Below are 19,457 nucleotides of genomic sequence, written 5' to 3' on the forward strand. Positions count from 1 at the left end.
CAAGCCCTATAATTAGTGTTCCTTTCCTAACCTATCTAGTTTGGCTACTAGATGTAGTGTAGTTTCCTGTATGACCCACTCAATCTCTAATCCCGTGAATTATCTGCAAGAATGGAACAGTAGCTGTATCGATGACCAACTCACCCGCCTGAACGTTATCCCTTTAACTGGCACTTGCCCATCAAACTATTTACTCTACGCGGATACATTACCACGACGCAATGATGGTCGTGTCAGTCACCGCATCCTCAAACGCTACGAACATACAGAACACGGCGGATGGTGGTGTTCCGGAATTGACCTACTCACAGGTAATGATGACCTCTGGGGTTGTTTCAAGCCCAGTTCTCCTCGGCACAATACTCAGACAGGAAAACCGATTAAATATGAACATCCGCCTCTAACCCCCACAGGTATCTTTGCCCTACGTGTCCCCCTACATCTGTGGCAAGGTATTGCTAATCGCTATAACATGACGCTTCCATTTGATCAGATCAATGTAGAGACGTGCCATGGCGCGTCTTGCCATGGTGCGTCTGGGGGCGGGTTTAATCTCAACACTCAAAACTCAGTCGGGGCGGGTTTGGTCACATCAGGATGGGAAAAAAATGATAATAGTGAAACCCACCCCTACACATCGGTCAGGGCGGGTTTTGCAGAAACGTTATCATCAATCGCCCCCAGTCAGTCCCTAAACCCACCCCTACACATTCCAAACTATGCCCTCGAAGGCGGTGAAGGGTCAACACTTGCCAACGGATTTTGGCCGTGGCTTATCGCCCATCCAGAAGTTCCTTTGTGTATTACTGAGGGCGCGAAGAAAGCGGGGGCTTTACTCACCGCCGGCTATGCAGCCATTGCCCTCCCTGGTGTATTTGGGGGCTATCGTGTCCCTAGAGATGAACAGGGAAATCGTATCGCTAAGTCTCGCCTCATCCCCCAGTTACTCAAATTAGCAACGCCGGGGAGAACGATTTATATTGCCTTCGACCAAGACACTAAACCAAGTACGATAAAAACGGTTAATGCGGCTATTCGCCAGTTGGGATATTTATTAACCCAACAGAGATGTTCTGTCAAAGTAATCAGTTGGCATCCAGACCAAGGGAAAGGGGTGGATGACTTAATTGCCATCAGTACTCAGACAGCCTTTGACGCCGCCTATCAAACCGCCGTCCCCCTCGATACCTGGAAAGCCCAGTCCTTAACCCGCCTGACGTATCCACCCACGGTACAGGTAAATCACCGCTATTTAGGGGAACTATCGATTCCTGAGGATGCCAAACTGATTGGGATTAAATCCCCCAAAGGGACAGGGAAAACCCAATGGTTAGAAACGATTGTCAAAGACGCCATCAAGCGCCAGAAATGGGTTTTGGTGATTGGTCATCGGGTGCGACTCGTGGAGGCGTTGTGTCAGCGCTTTGGCTTGAACTATATCACTCAGGTACAGGATGGGGATACAGGTGCTACGTTAGGCTATGGTCTGTGCGTTGACTCTCTCCATCCTACTTCTCAGGCTAGGTTTGAGGCGGTGAACTGGTCAGATGGGGTGGTGATTATAGATGAAGTGGAACAGGTTCTTTGGCATGGGTTGGATTCGGATACTTGCAGTAGTCGTCGAGTGGCGATTCTGAAATCCCTAAAGACATTGATGCAGAATGTTTTGGCAGGTGAGGGGCAAGTCTATGTGGCGGATGCGGATTTGAGTGATGTCTCTATCGATTACCTAATTTCTTTGTCGGGGGTTCCCCAAAATCCTTATATTATTCACAATACCTGGAAACCCAGCGAGTTGGAATCGTGGCGGGTAAACTATTATCCGGAACCTAAACCAGAACGATTGATTCAGGACTTGGAACGGCACATTGAAGCGGGTGGGAAACCCTTTGTTTGCCTTTCCGCCCAGAAACGGGGGAGTCAGTGGGGAACTTGTACGTTGGAGGCGTATCTGCGTTCTCGATTTCCTGAGGCGAAGATTCTCCGCGTTGATTCAGAATCCCTAGCTGAACCGACTCATCCGGCGTATGGCTGTATGCGTGATTTGGATGGGGTTTTGAGTCAGTATGATATTGTTCTGGCAAGTCCGGTGATTGAAACGGGAGTCAGCATTGAGTTGCAGGGACATTTCACCTCGGTTTGGGGGATTGCGATTGGGGTGCAAAGTGAAAACTCGGTGCGTCAGGCGTTAGGGCGGGTGCGGCAAAATTTGCCTCGGTTCCTGTGGGTGGCGCCTGGTGGGTTTAATCGGGTGGGAAATGGTTCAACGTCGATTCCCGCTTTGTTGACATCGGGACGGCGTTTGACTCAGCTTAATATTCGATTGTTACAACAATCCGATTTTGATGCCCTTGATGATATTGAGACGGGTTTTCAAGCGGAATCGCTATTGTGCTGGGCAAGAATGGCGGTAAGGCATAATGCGTCCATGTTTCAGTATCGCGAATCGGTACTGGCGGCGCTGCGGGAGGAAGGGCATCAGGTGGTTGAGGTTTCCGATCAACAGACGGGAGGAGAGGCTAACCAGACACAGGGGAAGGTTGAAGCGGATTCGCTGACGGCTGCGATCGCGGCGGTGAAAGACCAAAACTATCAAGCAGAATGTTTAGCGATCGCCCGGGCTAAAAATCTCAGTGATCATCAGTATAATACCGGGCAAAAACGATTAGTGAAAACCCTTGCTCAACGACGCGCGATTCGTAAGTATGACTTAAAGCAGCGTTATCGGATTCCGGTTACTGCTCAACTGGTGGCTAAGGATGATCAGGGTTGGTATCAAAAGCTATTGCTGCATTATTTTCTCACGATAGGGCGAGACCATTTGGCGCAACGGGATGCGGCGATGGCACGTCGATTGATTGAATTAGGGGGTGGAAGTATTTTTTTGCCTGACTTTAATCGTTCTCAATTGGGGGCGGCGGTAGGGACGATGGAACTTTTGGGAGTGCCAGTTTTGCTGGCAGATAGGGGGCGTGAGTTACGAGGAACTGATCAGGATTTGAAGGCGATGGCGCGATTGGCACTATCGGATCGGGCGTCGATTAAAACGACGTTGGGGATTGGATTGGCGTCAAATGCGACACCCATTCGGATTGTCCGGCGTTTGTTGGATAAGATTGGCTATGGACTTCAATGTATTGGTCGTGAAAGTAAGCGTTTAAATCGCGTGCGCGTTTATCAGGTGGTTCATCCATCGGATGGTCGATTTGAGGTATTTCAGCAGTGGTTGGCGCAAAGCTGTGAGGTGTTAGAAAAGTCTCATCAACGACTGGATGCTTGTTCAACAGACGCAAAAATTGATGCAGGGGTTGACTATGTGCAGCTTTGTCTTAATTTCTCGGATTGTTGATTGTCATTCGTTATTCGTCATTAGTCCTTTGTCATTCTGAATGGAGCGACAGCGGAATGAAGAATCTCATTAGTGCAGCATCTGGGGAACGGTTCGCCGTCCATTTGCCCGTTCTGCCATTTTCATTCTGGCACTTCCATCGCCGTCGATTTTATATTCTGTGAAGTTAACGCCTTTCCACCACAGTAATATCTTGGCACGAATACAAAAGGGGCAAGTTTGCCAGTTGAAACCTCTCCCGGTTCCGCTGCGCTAAAACCGGGAGATTCCTCAGAACCTTATATCTAGCTTGTTGCCCGTCCCGGAGGAGGCTATCTGGCTAGACTTTTCTGAGTTGCTACGAATCAGCTCAACGGGGCTATGACTGCACCGACTTTCAGACGCGCTTACTTGGTTTGCCGATTGTTGATATTGTTGCCATGCCCGTAGCAGGGCGGTTTCCATCCCTGGATACTCAAATTGAGCATCCTGCAATGACAACGCATCGTCATAAACGTGACGACTTAAAAACGCACTCATTAAGTCGCGATGCATTACTACACCCGACTTATCGTAATGAACTCGCTCTGACAGAGATTTTTTGATACGTTCCCCTGTTAAATGAGTTTGAGAGAGCGCTGTTTTCGTAGTCGAAAACTGATAGAACGAACCGCCAGCTTTTTCAGCTTTGCGCTTCAGTTCTGACTGGAAAAAACCAGGGGACTTAGCGCCAATAGTTTTTCCCCAACTCTTTTGCCATCCCTTTACAGAAACATTTTCAGTCTTGATTTGGTTTCCGTTTCTGAGAATATCATTAACTAGGCGGCGGTTTTGAGACTTGCAATACTCAGCTTTACGCCGCTCTAATTCTCTCTTAGTTGCTGCAAGTTTTTGATAACGCTCGGACTTATTCCATGAAGAGCAACCTTTTTTCGGCTTCCCTTTTTTCAGGATAGCCTTACGTCCCTTCCTTCCTAAGAAGTCAGGTTCGTAGTTATCAGGATTGGACTGCCGTTGTGACCGTTGCATCTTTCGCTGCAAGCTACTAATCTCACGCTCAAAGGTCGGAACCTTCTCGGCAAAGGGTAACAAGCCAGCATTGCTGTCAGCCACATAAGCCACATTAGAAATATTCAGGTCTAATCCAACAACTCCAGGATTAACAAAATTAGCAGCTTTTTGATAAGGCTCCCCTTTGTTGATTAACTGAGCATACCAGCGACGTTTACCGTTAATCTCTTTCCAGAGAATCCGGACGTATTTGATCTCGCTGGTGATACCATGCATCATTACAGGGTTATTGGGGCGAATCAGAGCGTTGAGTTTGAGCTTTCCCCAAAGAAGGTGCTCCCCAGTCCAACGGATACCCTGCTTGTTGGTCTTACCCTCCATGCTGCGGAACCGAGAAGGAACCTTGAATCGTACTTTCTTAGCACGACCAAACATTACCTTTTCTGTTGCTTGGAAGGCACGAGTCGCTAACTTTTGCTGAGTATTGGAATCAACTTTTTGAGCAATCCACTTAGAAGCGTTGGCGACTACCGTTGCATAAGCCTGAAGCTCATACTCGGAGTATCGATACTGCTTCCTTGCTTCACTGAATGCCCTTGTTCTGGCTTTCCCTTTCGGTAGCTTTTTGGCTGATTGGTAATGAGAGGATTTCTGCACTAACCGCATCCGAACCATTGCCTCATTGAGTAAAGCATTATAGAGTTGCCGACCCGCTTGAAAGCGAGAAAGCAACTCTGACTCTAATTGACTGGTTACAACAAGAGGAATGGTTGTAATGAATGAAGGGGTAGTGCTTTTACCCATACTGAAGAAATCGAGAATGTTAGTTGCCTAAAATGATTGGCATCGACCTTTTAATCAGGATAGTTTTAATTTAGACAAATGTCAACAACAGCAACCTTGTATCCTCATCTAAAAAGAATGCCCTCTATGTGGACAAGAGGATACTTTCATGACACTACGGGCAAATTTTCAACAGCAGTGATTCAGGCTTACATCAATGACCCCCATCATTCTAAAAATTAGACGGCAAATAAAGAAAGCCGTGTCGCGTTTCCGCCCCCGTTTGGAAAACGGGAGCTACCACGCTCCCGCTTGTTAGATGGTGTAGATTTCCACGTTAGCGTTGATGCGTTCGGGATGACGTCCCAGGAGGGAGTTGATCAAGTTTAACATTTTATCTCTATTTTCAAGGGATCTATTTTTTAGGGTAAAGTATTAAGTCTTGTTAAGCAAATCCGGGTTATTTACCACGGCTCTTGCTAGCGTCATTTCAAATAGTCAAAGGGTAATATTAGATTAATTTATAGACCGACGCAACCCTGTTCTTGGTGGGTTACAGCGGATAGTAAATTAAGCGGTTTGTTGTCGAGATTCAATCACCGCCTAACCCACCCTACAGGAAATTAATGGTTTCGGAATCAATGGTCTTTCGGTCTAGACTAAGTTATCTAGTTTACCGGAATTTTCACAAAAGACCCTGATGGTAAGAGTAGCACATCAGCTCCAATAGCTATGTTGGAGTTAGCGGTTGGAGATGGAGGAATTCAGAAGGGAGATGTCTGATGAGGTCAAGGCTGAAAACGTGGATTAAGCAATGGCAAGGAATCCTATTGATCACTCCTAGTGTGACTCTGATTATCCTTGCCCTTAATGGGGCGGGTTTATTTCAGCTATTGGAATGGGCAACCCTGGATCAATATTTCCGTCTGCGTCCCCAAGAATCCCCAGACTCTCGCATTCTCTTAGTCACGATTGATGAAACTGATATTAATCAGGTGGGACAGTGGCCCATTCCTGATGGAGTTTTGGCTGACTTAATTAATACCCTGAAAGCGGCTAAACCACGAGTGATGGGTTTAAATCTGTATCGAGATTTACCCGTAGAACCTGGACATCAGGAATGGGTGGAGGTGATGCAGTCTACGCCGAATCTAATTGGGGTCGAAAAAAGAGTGGGCGATCGCGTCGCCTCTCCACCCACCTTAGACGCTTTAGCCCAAGTCGGTTTGGCTGATCTGCTTGTGGATGCGGATGGCAAGATTCGCCGAGGGTTACTGTCAATTCAACCGGAGAATGAGGATGTGCAATTAAGTTTAGCCGCCCGTCTAGCATTACTGTACTTAGAGGATGAAGGTATTACTTTAGAGGTGATTAATGCCAATCAGCCGTATTATCGTCTCGGTAAAGCTATCTTTATGCCCTTCCAGAATCATGATGGGGGGTATGTGGATGCAGATGCGGGAGGGTATCAGATTCTTTTAAACTTTCGTGGTGTTTCCGCCACCTTTGATACCGTCTCCTTACGCGATGTATTAGCAGATCAAATTCCCCCAGAAAAAATCCGCGATCGCATCATCCTAATTGGTTCTAAGGCGCAAAGTACCAATGATTTATTTTTTACCCCTTATGATAGCACGATATTTGCCCCTCCCCGTCGCACAGCAGCCGTTGTTATTCACGCTAATTTAACCAGCCAAATTATCAGTGGTGCAATAGATGGACGCCCCTTCATTAAAGTCTTACCCACCCTGGTAGAAGCAGTACAGATTTTTTCTTGGTCGTTTCTGGGTGCAGCCGGAAGTTTATTCTTACTAAAGAATCAACGGTTGAACCCAAAAAGCGTACTCCAATTACTCGCCCTAGGCATTTATATTTTACTGGCGATTGGTTGTAGCTTAATCGGCACTTATCTCCTATTTTTGGCAGGGTGGTGGTTACCTGTAGTTCCCTCATTACTCGCATTAACGGGTTCAGCCGTCGTCACAGCCGATTATCAGAGTCGCCAGTTACAACAGAAAGCCCAACAGAAATATCGCCGTATTTTTGAAAATGCATTAGAAGGTATTTTTCAGACAACCCTTGACGGACGCTATCGCAGTGCAAATCCGGCATTGGCAAAGATTTATGGCTATAATTCCTCCGAAGAATTAATCAGCACGATTACCGATATAACCACCCAAATTTATGTTGATCCGAACCGTCGCACTCACTTTATTAAACTGATGGAACAACAGGGAGAAGTTGTCGGCTTTGAGTCTCAAGTTTATCGCCAAGATGGCAGCATTATTTGGATTTGTGAACATGCGCGATCGGTTTGTGATGATCAGGGCAATGTACTCTACTATCAGGGGTTCATTGAAGATATTACAGAACGTAAACAAGCTCAAGTCGAGCGAGAAGAGTTTACCCGCGAGCTTTTTCGGTTGAATCAATCGTTCTCCCAGTTTGTCCCCCGGCAATTCTTACAATTACTGAATAAGGACAGTATTTCTGATGTGCAATTAGGGGATCAATCCCAGCAAAAAATGTCGGTTTTATTTGCAGATATTCGCAATTTTACGACTCTATCAGAAGCGATGACACCGCAAGAAACCTTTAACTTTATTAACCGTTATCTTTCCTACATGGAACCAGCCATTATTGAAAATCAAGGCTTTATTGATAAATATATTGGTGATGCAATTATGGCATTATTTAGTGGGAGTGCCGATGATGCCGTCAACGCGGCAATTGCTATGTTGCAACACCTGAAACTCTATAATAAAGAGCGACAAAAAGCCGGGGAGTGTCCGATTGAAATCGGGATTGGCATTAATACTGGCTTGATGATGTTGGGAACAGTGGGCGGTAAAACACATATTAATAGTACGGTAATTAGTGATGCTGTAAATTTGGCATCTCGCTTGGAACACCTGACTAAAGAGTATGGAGTGTCGCTGCTGATTTCACATTACACCTTTGACCATTTGCGTGACCCCTCTGACTATTCTTTTCGTCTCATTGGTCGGGTTAAGGTTAAAGGTAAAACCAAACGTGTGTCTGTGTTTGATGTGTTTGATGCTGATCCTTCCTCAGTTCGTCAGAAGAAGTTGAAAACAAAAACGATGTTTGAACAAGCGTTATGCCTTTATTATCAAAGAGATGTGAGTAAAGCAGCTAAATTGTTTCAACAGTGTTTAGAATTTGTGCCTGAGGATAAAACCGCTAAAATCTATCTGCGGCGTTGTCAGAACTAGAAACGTAGAATGCTATGTACCTACAGAGCAACATGGCGTTTTAAATTTGATAAAAGTTTTAAATATCCCCAAAATTGTACGGGTATCCTTAGGATGAGACTGTATAGAGAAAAAGAACCGAATTAGTGGGTTTAAGTTCCTCTTGTCGAGGAATATTACAGGGATTTTTTGATCAAATCCAGTTGAACTGATGAATCCAGTCGATTTTAACTCTATACTCAAAAGCCTAAACACTCAAAAAGCGTTAAAATGGTTCTGCTGTTTTGGACTTGTATCCAGTCAGATTTTTTATGCCGCAAAAATTAATGCCCAACTGATTCCTGATCATACTTTAGGTGCAGAAAATTCCATCGTTGTTCCCCAAGAGGTGCGGGATTTAATTAAAGGTGGGGCAAGACGGGGGAGTAATTTGTTCCACAGTTTTAGTGAGTTCAATATTGATCAGGGACAGCAGGTTTACTTTGCCAATCCTGCGGATGTTAACCATATCCTCACCCGCGTCACGGGAACGAATATCTCGAATATTTTTGGCACTCTCGGTGTGGAAGGGGCGGCGAATCTAGTCTTAATTAATCCCAACGGGATTATTTTTGGACAAGACGCCAAATTAGATGTAGCCGGTTCATTTGTTGCGAGTACGGCTGATGGGATTCGCCTGGGTGAACAGGGATTATTTATGGCAAAAGAACCCCAAAAAAGTACACTCCTATCCATTCAGCCCGGGGTATTCTTTTTTAATTATCTAACTGATGAATCGGCAACGATTACCAATGCAGGGAATTTATCTGTGGGAGGGAATCTCACTCTAGCGGCTGATACTCTAAATTTACAAGGTCAGCTTATAGCTGGAGATCATCTTACCCTGCACGCTAATCATACCGTAAACATCCGAGACAGTCTTGCCCATCCGTTCGTTGCTAGGGCTGGCGGAAATTTGCAGATACAAGGCGATCGCACGATTGATATTTTTGCCCTGAATCATCCAGAGAGTGGTCTTTTCGCCAATGAAAATATGATATTCCATTCGGCTAATCCTGTTCAAGGGGATGCCCATTTCTGGACTGGTGGCGAGTTTCGCATCGAACAGCTTGATGGGAATCTGGGAACCCTCACAAGTCCTAATGATCCGGTGATTCGCAGTGGTGGGGATGTTTTGATCGGGGCTTATCAGGGCGCTTCACTGCATATTTTCGCTGGTGGAAGTGTGACGATTCCGGGTGGTGTTTTGATCAATAATGTCGATACCGAAAATGGCATTGTTGAGATAATTACTCTTTCCGATGGCACATCCATATTCATTGATGGGAAAACTCAACCCACCCTGGATATCCGGGCGGGAACGACTGCTTTTGATATTCCAGTCATTAAAGGTATTCCATCCCAGGGAATTATTGTTCCTCCTTTCCCCAATCTCCGGGAAAGTCCGACCAGTGCTACTATTACCATTGGCGATATCTTTAACCCAGGAGGCGCTGTTTTTTTAACCAATCAGTACCAGCCCAATCCATCCTTAGCCGGGGGTATAACCGTTGGTTCAATAAATACCCCAGGAATTATGACGGGGGGTACAATTATTATCGACTCAAAAGGATTAATTGATACCACGGCTGGCACAATTGATACCCGTTCTTTTGGTAAAGCAGGTGATATCTTCCTCCAAGCCGTTGGTGATATTAGAGTGAGTAATATCAATGCCATTGGAGAACTTGGTGGTAGTATCTCTCTGAACAGTGGCGCAACGCTAACCCTGAATAATTCAATAATTAGTAGCCTCACCCGTTTAGGCAAAGGCGGTGACATTCACCTCTCAGCCCCGTCTCTGGTTTTGAGTGGTGGATCTAAAATTTTTAATGTGACGGTTGGTTCTGGAGAAGGGGGTAATATTCAGATTATCGCTGATTCAATTCGTGCCGACGATAACTCTGATATTAATACAATTGCTGCCAGTATCAACGATAACTCTGATATCACTAATATTATCGAAATTCTTGGTTCGCCGAGCGGTGATATTGCCGTTCTAATCGAAGCTATCCCAGCGAACAACACATCTGTGACAGTTTCAGGATCAGGAGGTAACATTCAGGTTACCGCTGAATCCCTTACCTTGCAAGATGAATCGAATATTGCGACAGCCACCTTTGCTAATGGTGGACAAGCGGGAAATGTGATGATTAATGCGACTTCAGTCAACCTGCTAGATGATGGTACATTGGGTTCCCTTACTTATGGCTCTGGTGATGCTGGAAATTTAACCCTAAATAGCCGTCAATTACTTATCCGAAATACAAAAACCTACTCAGAGGTAGGAACGGGCATTTCTACAGCAGCTCGAACCAATAGCAGTGGTGATGCTGGGGATTTAACCATCAACGCCGAATCCATAGAAATTATTGGCAATCAACCGGGTGAAGCTGTCGCTCCAACTGACCTCAATAGCCTCTTAGAATTGGCTGAGTTGCGGACAGGTTTGACCTCCGCAACTCAAGGGAGTGGAGATGGCGGAAATATCACGATTAATAGCGATCACTTGGTGGTGCGAGATGGCGCTGGAATTGCCACCTCCGCTGATTTCACGAGTACAGGAACCGCTGGAAATTTGAGAGTGAATGCGACTCAGATAGAATTGCAAGGAAAGGGGGGTATAACAACATTAACCTTAGCATCTGGTGATACCCGATCAGGTGATTTGTACATCAATGCTGATCGCGTGACCCTTTTGGACGGAGCCGGAATTGGTACGGGAACGCGATCAGGAAACGGTGGCAATATTGTCCTCACTGGAACGGATTTATTACTGATGCGAAATAACAGTTTAATCAGTACCACGGCGGGACAAGCGGGGGCGGGTGGAGATGGTGGCGATATCGATATTGAGGCTAAGTTTATCGTGTCTATTCTAGAAGGAAATAGTGATATCACTGCCAATGCTTTTGAAGGAAATGGCGGAAATATTATCATAACGACTCAAGGTATTTTTGGCTTGCAGGTGAGTGATAAACTTACCCCAAATAGTGATATTACGGCTAGTTCTCAGTTAGGAATTGGGGGTACAATTACGATTAATACTCCCAATGTTGATCCATCTAGCGGATTAACTGAATTACCCTTAAATTTTACTGACCCGTCTAATCAAATTATTGCGGGTTGTCCGGCTGACACAGGAAATCGTTTTACCGTTATCGGACGCGGCGGTATTCCCAATAATCCCCGTGACTATTTACCGGGAAATGCGGTTTGGCGAGATTGGCGAAGTGTTTCAGCAAATCCTGATAATCAACCTGTAGTAAATCTCCCATCCGTAACACCTGAAAAGCAACTGATTGAAGCTCAAGGTTGGATTGTGGATGAAAATGGTACGGTGATTTTGACGGCTGAATCGAGTGGAGAAAAAAGGGTAGTTTTTGGGGGAGTATCGTCTTCCTGTGGGGTGAAAAATGACTTAGACTAAATTTAATGGGTGAGATTGCAATTATATTTTTTTAACGCAGAGGGGCGCAGAGGTTTTCGCAGAGGGCGCAGAGGTGATTGAAGGATGGAGGCGATAATTTTATAGAATGGGGGAAATAACTGGAGATGATCGGACAAATAACAAAGGACGAATGACAAATGACAATAGTAACTCGTACTGATTTACCCCCAGCATTTCCTGATCATACTCAACTTCCCGAATCAGATGGTACGTTTGTGAAGAATTTCCAGGAGCATCCCCAAAGCATTATTTTAACCGATTCTATTGGTTCAGTTTTGCGGCAACTTCATCCTGATGGTCAATATGCTATTGGACAAGATTGTGGTATCTACTGGCGTGAAACTGACCCCCCCGAAAAAGGGGCTGAAGCGCCGGATTGGTTCTATGTTGCCAATGTTCCGCCGCTTCTGAATGGAGAAATTCGGCGTTCGTATGTCCTGTGGCGAGAATTCATGGCACCAACGATTGCTATTGAGTTTGCCAGTGGGGATGGAGAAGAGGAACGGGATGCTACACCTTTATCAGTCTCGGCTGAGGGGAAAACTACGAAACCCGGTAAATTCTGGGTTTATGGACATATTATTCGCATTCCTTACTATGCCATTTACGAAATTAAAAATGGCAAATTAGAGGTGTATCATCTGCAAGATTTTTCCTATCAACGAATAGAACCTAATGAACGGGGTCATTATTCTATTCCACCGTTAGGAGTAGAACTCGGACTTTGGCAAGGAACCTATCAAAATCAAATTCAACTCTGGCTGCGCTGGTGGGATAGTGAGGGCAACCTTTTACTTATTGGTGAAGAACGGGCGGAAATTGAACGACAACGGGCGGAAAAAGCCGAGCAAAAAGCGGCAAAATTAGCTGCACGATTGCGAAAAATGGGGATTGACCCTGACGCCGACGAGTTAGAGTAGAAGAGGGGTTATGAAGCGGTTGAGAATAAGCAGTAAAAAGCAAGTATTTTTCTGGGGATTACTCTTGGTAACCTGCTTAGTGGTGATGACGATTCATCCTGTCGCGGCACATAATTCTTCTCACCCTTTCAGTTTCAATTCTATAACCTCTCCCCCTACCCCTCTGCTGCAAGGAGAGGGGAGACAAATTGCCCAATTTATAGATACTCCTAACCTTGTCAGTCAAGGCAAAATCGATTATGATGCTGGACGTTTGGCTGATGCAATAAAGACTTGGCAAGAGGCGGCGCAGAATTATCAAAAAGTCGGCGATCGCATCAATCAGGCGTTATCGTTACATTACTTATCATTAGCTTATCAAGACTTGGGACAATGGCAACAAGCGGAAGCGGCGATTAACCAAAGTCTGGATTTACTCCAACCCCAAGCTAATCCCGCTATGTTAGCACGAGTATTGAATACAAAAGGGAGTCTGCAACTGGCAATGGGACAACCTGAGGCGGCGCTAGAAACCTGGAAAAAGGCAGAAAACCTCTATTCCCAAGCCGACGATGATATGGGGGTACTAGGGAGCCAAATCAATCAGGCTCAGGCATGGCAAAGTTTGGGAATGTTTCAGCGATCGCGGCAACTTCTCGAATCGGTGCAGCAACAGCTAAACGCCCAACCGGATTCTATCATGAAAGTGACCGGATTACGCAGCCTGGGTATTGTCTGGGAAGCCATCGGTGATTTGCTAGCCGCCCAGACTCTCTTAAAAGAAAGTTTAGCTATTGCACAAACCCTTAATTCTGCCCCTGATATCAGTGCAGCTTTGTTGAGTTTAGGCAATATTAGCCGCAACTTAGAAGAAATGCCAGGGGCATTAGAATACTATCAACAAGCCGCAGAAATAGCCACAACTCCTCTGTCTCAAGTACAAGCCAAACTCAACCAACTTAACCTACTGATTCATCTGGAACAGTTGAGCGACGCCCAAGAATTAGTTCCCCAAATTCAAACTAACCTTTCTCAGTTACCTCTTAGTCGAGAGGCTATTTATGCCCAAGTTAACTACGCTGAACGTTTAATCGAACTCGTCGCAAACTCAGAGGTGAGTTCTCCAGGAATTGCCAACTATCAAACCATTGCCCAACACTTAGCTAAAACCATTCAAGAGACGAAAGCTTTAAACGATAAACGAGCAGAATCTCTCAGTTTAGGAATTCTAGGGACATTATACGACAAAACTCAACAATGGTCTCAAGCCCAACGCTTAACCGAACAAGCCCTATTTTTATCTCAGAGTATCAACGCTGCTGATTTATCCTATCAATGGTACTGGCAACTGGCACAAATCCTGACAAAGATAGGTGATAAACCAGGCGCGATCGCAGCCAATCAACAGGCGCTTGATACGGTACAATCCCTCCGGGGTGATATTGTTGCCATGAATGCTGATGTGCGGTTTGCGTTTCAAGAGAAAATTGAACCCATTTATCGTCACTTCGTCAGTCTTTTATTAGAGTCTCCCTCACCCGAACATCTGCAACAAGCCCGAAATGTGATTGAATCCCTACAATTAGCCGAACTGGAAAACTTTTTCCGCACCGCCTGTTTAGAGACTAAAACTGAACAAATTGATACTGTCATCGAAAAAGGTGAGGCTAGGGCGGCGGTGATTTACCCGATTATTTTACCCAATCGTTTAGCGGTGATTTTTTCCTTACCGGGACAACCTCTCAGTCATTATGATATAAAATTATCCCCCACAGAAATTGAATCCACAGTCAGCCGTTTGCGACAAACCATGAGTCCGGCTTTATCGAATAAAGAACGGCTTGAGCTTTCCCAAACAGTTTATGATTGGCTGATTCGCCCGATTGAAAATCAATTAGTCAGTAACCAGATTAAAACCTTAGTCTTTGTCCTAGATGGTGTTTTGCGTAATATACCCATGACAGCGCTCTACGATGGTAACCAATATTTGATTGAGAAATACAGTGTCGCCTTAACACCAGGATTGCAATTACTGGAGCCGCGATCGCTCAGACAAATTTCCCTATCTTCTTTAACAGCAGGCTTAACTGAAGCCCGTCAAGGTTTTGTACCATTACCGGCTGTTGAACAAGAAATTAAAGAGATTAGTAATGATTTACCTTCAGAAATTCTATTGAATGAAAATTTTACCCGTGCCACAATAGAAAAGGAACTAAAAAACCATTCCTTTAATATTCTCCATCTTGCCACCCATGGTCAGTTTAGTTCCCAACCCGAAGACACATTTATTCTTACCTGGAATGAACGCATTGATGCTAATATCTTATCTCAATTGCTTAAAACTAGAGAACAAAGCAATTCTGAACCGATTGAACTATTAGTCCTCAGTGCTTGTCAAACGGCGACTGGAGACAAACGAGCCGCTTTAGGATTAGCCGGATTAGCCGTGCGTTCTGGCGCTCGGAGTACAATTGCCACCCTCTGGTCAGTGAATGACCAATCCACCGCCAATACCATGATTGAATTTTATCGCCATTTGCGTCAAGGTGATGGTAACCGAGCGGAAGCCCTGCGTCAAGCTCAGTTATCACTATTGAAGCAAAAAGCCTATCAGCATCCCTATTACTGGGCACCCTTTATTCTAGTGGGAAATTGGCTATGATTATTGGCGCTAAAAAACAGGTTTTAAGAGCGATTTTTTCGGGTCATAGGTTATTTACTGAAAACCCAACATAAATCCGAGGAGGATTTAAATCATGAACCTAGTTAAATCTTTATCCATAGTAGGCATTGCTCTATCCTTGCAGCTTGTAGTCGTTCCGGATTTAATTGCACAATCTGAGTCAATTAATCCAGAGGTATGGGTAACATTTGATCCCCCAAAACCAGGAAAAGGAACTCCATCTGATACGACCGGCGGCGCATCTCGTGGAAATTGTCCGGGGGATGAAGTAATGGATGATCAAGGGTTATCTGCCTTGATGCCTACCTACAGCGAAACGGATGTTGAGCGTCCAAGTTTTGCAGTTTATCTTCCCAAAACTGGAGCAAACAAAGTATTTTTTAGCTTAAAAGATGCTGATGAAGACTATTTTTATCAGGCACAAATTACACTTCCTCAAACTCCGGGTACCTATCGTTTAGAGTTACCAGCTGATGCTCCGGCAATAGATGCTAACACACAATATCAATGGTCTTTAGGGTTAATGTGTGGGCAAGCCGTCGATCCCAATGATCCAAGAGTCGGTGGGACGATTCTGTATAAGAGTCCCTAGTGCGGCGCGGCGGAAATACTTGAGCAGCTTCGTAGATACGATGAAGCAGGGGGAGCAGGGGGAGCAGAGGGAGCTGGGGGAGATGTTAGCTGTTCAGTTATTTCTGCCTTCTTGCACTAGAAAAATCACCATGCCAGATTCTCAGTCAGTCATTATCCAGTGATTGACCGGATGTAGGGGCGCATCGAGGTGCGTCCTTGCATAGCGTGCGCTATTAATCCCCCTCATAAGTATAGGAAATTTCTCCATTTTTTATAAAAAGTTTAGCATTAGCATCAGAAAAACTTCCCTATAAACCCAAATCTTGCAAATTCCTCTGCGTACCTCTGCGCCATCCTCTGCGTACCTCTGCGTTAAAAAAAGATAATTCTGATACAAACAGATTAAATATTGCGGGTTTTCTGGGCGCACGTCGGTGATAGGGCGCACGTCGGTGCGCCCCTACGATGCATTGGGTTTGTAGTCAAGGATGCTCACGTCAACCCCACCATGACAAGGCTATGATTCTACAAACTCACCCGACAAACTACTTTCAACCTCAGCCACCATTAACAGCGTTTTTAACACCGAATCAGGATTCAAACTGATCGAATCAATCCCCTCTTCCACCAAAAACTTGGCAAACTCCGGATAATCGCTAGGCGCTTGACCGCAAATACCAATCTTACGCCCACACTCTTTTGCTGTTTGTATCGCCAACTTCACCATCCGCTTCACACCACGATTGCGTTCATCAAAAATATGCGCCACTAACGCCGAATCTCGGTCTAATCCTAACGTCAATTGCGTCAAATCATTTGACCCAATCGAAAACCCATCAAACACCTCAGCAAACTCATCCGCCTCCATCACATTACTGGGTAACTCACACATCACATACACCTGCAATCCATTCACCCCACGGGGTAAACCATTTTTTGCCATCTGGGCTAACACCTGACGCCCCTCATCTGGAGTGCGACAGAAGGGAATCATCGGAATTACATTGGTTAACCCCATCTCTTCCCTTACCCGCTTTATCGCCTGACATTCCAAAGCAAAGGCTTCCCGGTAGTTCGGATCACAATACCGAGACGCCCCTCGCCACCCCAGCATCGGATTATCTTCCTTGGGTTCAAAACTCTGACCGCCTAAAAGGTTAGCATACTCATTACTCTTAAAATCCGACATCCGCACAATCACAGGTTTGGGATAAAACGCCGCTGCAATAATTCCCACCCCACGCGCCAATTTATCGACAAAAAATTGGGGTTTATCGGCATAACTCCTCGTCTTCTGGGCGATTTGCGCTCTCACCGATTCATCCCGCAATTGATGATAATGAATCAACGCCAGAGGATGAATTTCAATATGATTGGCAATAATAAACTCCAACCTGGCTAAACCCACACCATCGCAGGGAATTGCGGCTAAACCAAAGGCTTGATCTGGATTACCTACATTCATTAAGATTTGCGTCCGGGTGCGGGGTAAATTATCTAAAGGAGTTTCTTGGACTTCAAAGGGTAATAACCCCTGATAAACTCGTCCCTCATCTCCCTCCGCACAGGAAATTGTCACCTCTTGACCCGTAGTTAATACCTCCGTCGCCTTCCCACAGCCAACAATCGCCGGAATCCCCATTTCTCGTGCAATAATTGCCGCATGGCAAGTGCGTCCCCCTTGGTTGGTGACAATGGCGCTGGCTTTTTTCATAATCGGTTCCCAGTCGGGATCAGTGCGGTTGGTGACTAATACTTCTCCCGGCTCGAAAAGATGAATGTGAGATGCATCCATAATAATATGAGCAGTCCCTTGACCAATTGCCGCGCCCACACTACGCCCCGTAAGTAATACTTGGCTGCGTTGGTTCAACTGATAGGTTTTGAGAACCTGTGCCGATTTCTGCGATTGCACCGTTTCTGGACGCGCCTGGACAATAAACAAATCCCCGGTTATTCCATCTTTTGCCCATTCAATATCCATGGGTGTGTAGAGTCCCCGGAGTTGAGAATAATGGTCTTCAATTTGTACCGCCCAACGGGCTAATTGTAAGACTTCTTCATCCTGAAGACAAAATTTCTTTTGCTCAGAGGGGGCGACTCGCACATTGCGCGTCAGTCTCGAACCCCCTTCGTCATATATCATTTCAATTTCTTTTGTCCCCAGGCGTTTTTCCAGAATCGGGCGACATCCCTGTTTTAATGTGGGTTTAAAAACCACGTATTCATCGGGGTTAACCGCACCTTGAACCACCGTTTCGCCCAAGCCGTAAGCGGCGGTAATTAATGCGGTATTTTTGAACCCTGTTTCGGGGTCAATGGAAAACATCACCCCAGAACAGGCTAAATCAGATCGCACCATTTTCTGAATCCCCACCGAAAGCGCCACATCAAAGTGGTCAAATCCGTTATGTTCCCGATACGCAATGGCGCGGTTGGTAAACAGGGAGGCGAAGCATTTATGGGTAAATTCCAGAACCCCTTTGAAACTATTCACATTTAAATAGGTTTCCTGCTGACCCGCAAAACTCGCATCGGGTAAGTCTTCCGCCGTCGCTGAGGAACGAACCGCCACATCTGTCCCCTCCCCGTAGCGATCGCACAATTGTTGATAAGCTGTACGAATGGCTTGGGTCAGTTCTAGGGGAAACTCAATACTGAGGATTAACTGTCGCGCTTTTTTGCCATGCTGTTGCAGATTACTCACATCATCCACATTCAAATCTGCAAACAGGTGACGCAGCTTGGCTTCTAAATCGGCGGTTTCGATAAAGCAACGATAAGCATACGCCGTAATCGCAAACCCGGTAGGAACATTGATTCCCTGGGGAGTGAGTTGTCCAATCATTTCACCCAGAGAGGCATTTTTGCCCCCAACCAAGGGTAGGTCATCCAGTCGGATTTGATCAAACCAGAGGATCAATAATTTATCTTGAGGGACTGGGGTAGAGGTCTGAGGGGTTGAGGTCAGCATAAACTTTTTTTCTTAAAGGGATAATTTAAGTTTAGCTTTATAAAATATTCGGGATCACTAATAGGTTGCGAAAAATTAACAGAAACCTTTGCCTTCCTCATACCCTGTTGCCATTTCGCGATCGCTAAAATTGGTGATTGGTGATTGGTAATTGGTGAGTAGGAAAAATTCTTCCTCATCTCCTCTTGCTCCCCAAGCAGGGCGGGTTTAGTGTAGAGACGCGCCATGGCGCGTCTCTACAAGGGGGTAACGTTATCAGTCAAACCCGCCCCTACAAATTGACGCCCCAGCTCCCCCAGCTCCCCCAGCTCCCCCAGCTCCCCTCGACCCAAAATGCTTCCTAAAAAGTAAAAGATTGGCTGCTTATGTGTAGCCAATCTTGTCCAACATGTATTACAATTTCTCTTTCGACTGAATCTTAATTCACGGGTTCATCTTAATTCACGGGTTCAAAATAGCTCCAGATATCCTCTGGAGCTTTTTCTGTCGTGCTATCATAAC

9 protein-coding genes and 3 pseudogenes are annotated in these 19,457 nt (G+C 45.5%); 7 read left to right on the forward strand and 5 right to left on the reverse strand.

Annotated features, from left to right (window positions below; genetic code table 11):
* The first annotated feature begins 70 nt into the window (after window positions 1–70).
* Window positions 71–3,349 carry a plasmid replication protein, CyRepA1 family gene (locus tag RID09_RS08420; protein WP_446335501.1) on the forward strand — a complete coding sequence of 1,093 codons (3,279 nt, stop codon included), beginning with the start codon at window positions 71–73 and terminating at the stop codon, window positions 3,347–3,349.
* Between the two features lie 78 nt (window positions 3,350–3,427).
* On the opposite strand, the pseudogene RID09_RS08425 reads toward RID09_RS08420, so the two are convergent.
* Window positions 3,428–3,580: pseudogene (locus RID09_RS08425) on the reverse strand (glutaredoxin domain-containing protein); the annotation flags it as partial.
* A 39-nt stretch (window positions 3,581–3,619) separates the two neighbouring features.
* The gene (locus tag RID09_RS08430) at window positions 3,620–5,143 is read right to left on the reverse strand and encodes an RNA-guided endonuclease TnpB family protein (RefSeq protein WP_446335502.1); all 1,524 of its coding nucleotides are present in this window, start codon (window positions 5,141–5,143) and stop codon (window positions 3,620–3,622) included.
* 99 nt (window positions 5,144–5,242) lie between these two features.
* Between RID09_RS08430 and RID09_RS08435 the strand changes: the two are divergent.
* A pseudogene (locus RID09_RS08435) lies at window positions 5,243–5,365 on the forward strand (transposase); the annotation flags it as partial.
* A gap of 78 nt (window positions 5,366–5,443) precedes the next feature.
* On the opposite strand, the pseudogene RID09_RS08440 reads toward RID09_RS08435, so the two are convergent.
* Window positions 5,444–5,515: pseudogene (locus tag RID09_RS08440) on the reverse strand (glutaredoxin 3); the annotation flags it as partial.
* A gap of 389 nt (window positions 5,516–5,904) precedes the next feature.
* Here RID09_RS08440 and RID09_RS08445 point away from each other — a divergent pair.
* The 5 genes from RID09_RS08445 (at window position 5,905) to RID09_RS08465 (ending at window position 16,001) form a co-directional block, all read left to right on the forward strand.
* Entirely contained in the window at window positions 5,905–8,358 is a 2,454-nt protein-coding gene (locus RID09_RS08445) for a CHASE2 domain-containing protein (protein WP_446335503.1), read from the forward strand.
* Between the two features lie 190 nt (window positions 8,359–8,548).
* Entirely contained in the window at window positions 8,549–11,806 is a 3,258-nt protein-coding gene (locus RID09_RS08450) for a two-partner secretion domain-containing protein (RefSeq protein ID WP_446335504.1), read from the forward strand.
* Window positions 11,807–11,964: 158 nt separating this feature from the next.
* Window positions 11,965–12,747 carry a Uma2 family endonuclease gene (locus tag RID09_RS08455; protein WP_446335505.1) on the forward strand — a complete coding sequence of 261 codons (783 nt, stop codon included), beginning with the start codon at window positions 11,965–11,967 and terminating at the stop codon, window positions 12,745–12,747.
* Between the two features lie 10 nt (window positions 12,748–12,757).
* Window positions 12,758–15,388, forward strand: a complete 2,631-nt coding sequence (locus RID09_RS08460; RefSeq protein WP_446335506.1) for a CHAT domain-containing protein — start codon at window positions 12,758–12,760, stop codon at window positions 15,386–15,388.
* Window positions 15,389–15,482: 94 nt separating this feature from the next.
* Window positions 15,483–16,001, forward strand: a complete 519-nt coding sequence (locus tag RID09_RS08465; protein WP_446335507.1) for a DUF928 domain-containing protein — start codon at window positions 15,483–15,485, stop codon at window positions 15,999–16,001.
* Between the two features lie 498 nt (window positions 16,002–16,499).
* On the opposite strand, the gene ppsA is transcribed toward RID09_RS08465, so the two are convergent.
* Both ppsA and RID09_RS08475 read right to left on the reverse strand, forming a co-directional pair.
* Window positions 16,500–18,956 (reverse strand): phosphoenolpyruvate synthase, encoded by a 2,457-nt coding sequence (ppsA, locus tag RID09_RS08470; RefSeq protein WP_446335508.1) that lies wholly within the window; start codon window positions 18,954–18,956, stop codon window positions 16,500–16,502.
* Window positions 18,950–19,183, reverse strand: a complete 234-nt coding sequence (locus RID09_RS08475) for a hypothetical protein (protein ID WP_446335509.1) — start codon at window positions 19,181–19,183, stop codon at window positions 18,950–18,952. Before RID09_RS08475 ends, ppsA begins: the two co-directional genes overlap by 7 nt.
* Window positions 19,184–19,457: the final 274 nt, after the last annotated feature.

The organism is Coleofasciculus sp. G1-WW12-02, assembly GCF_040219735.1.
Classification (GTDB): Bacteria; Cyanobacteriota; Cyanobacteriia; order Cyanobacteriales; family Coleofasciculaceae; genus Coleofasciculus.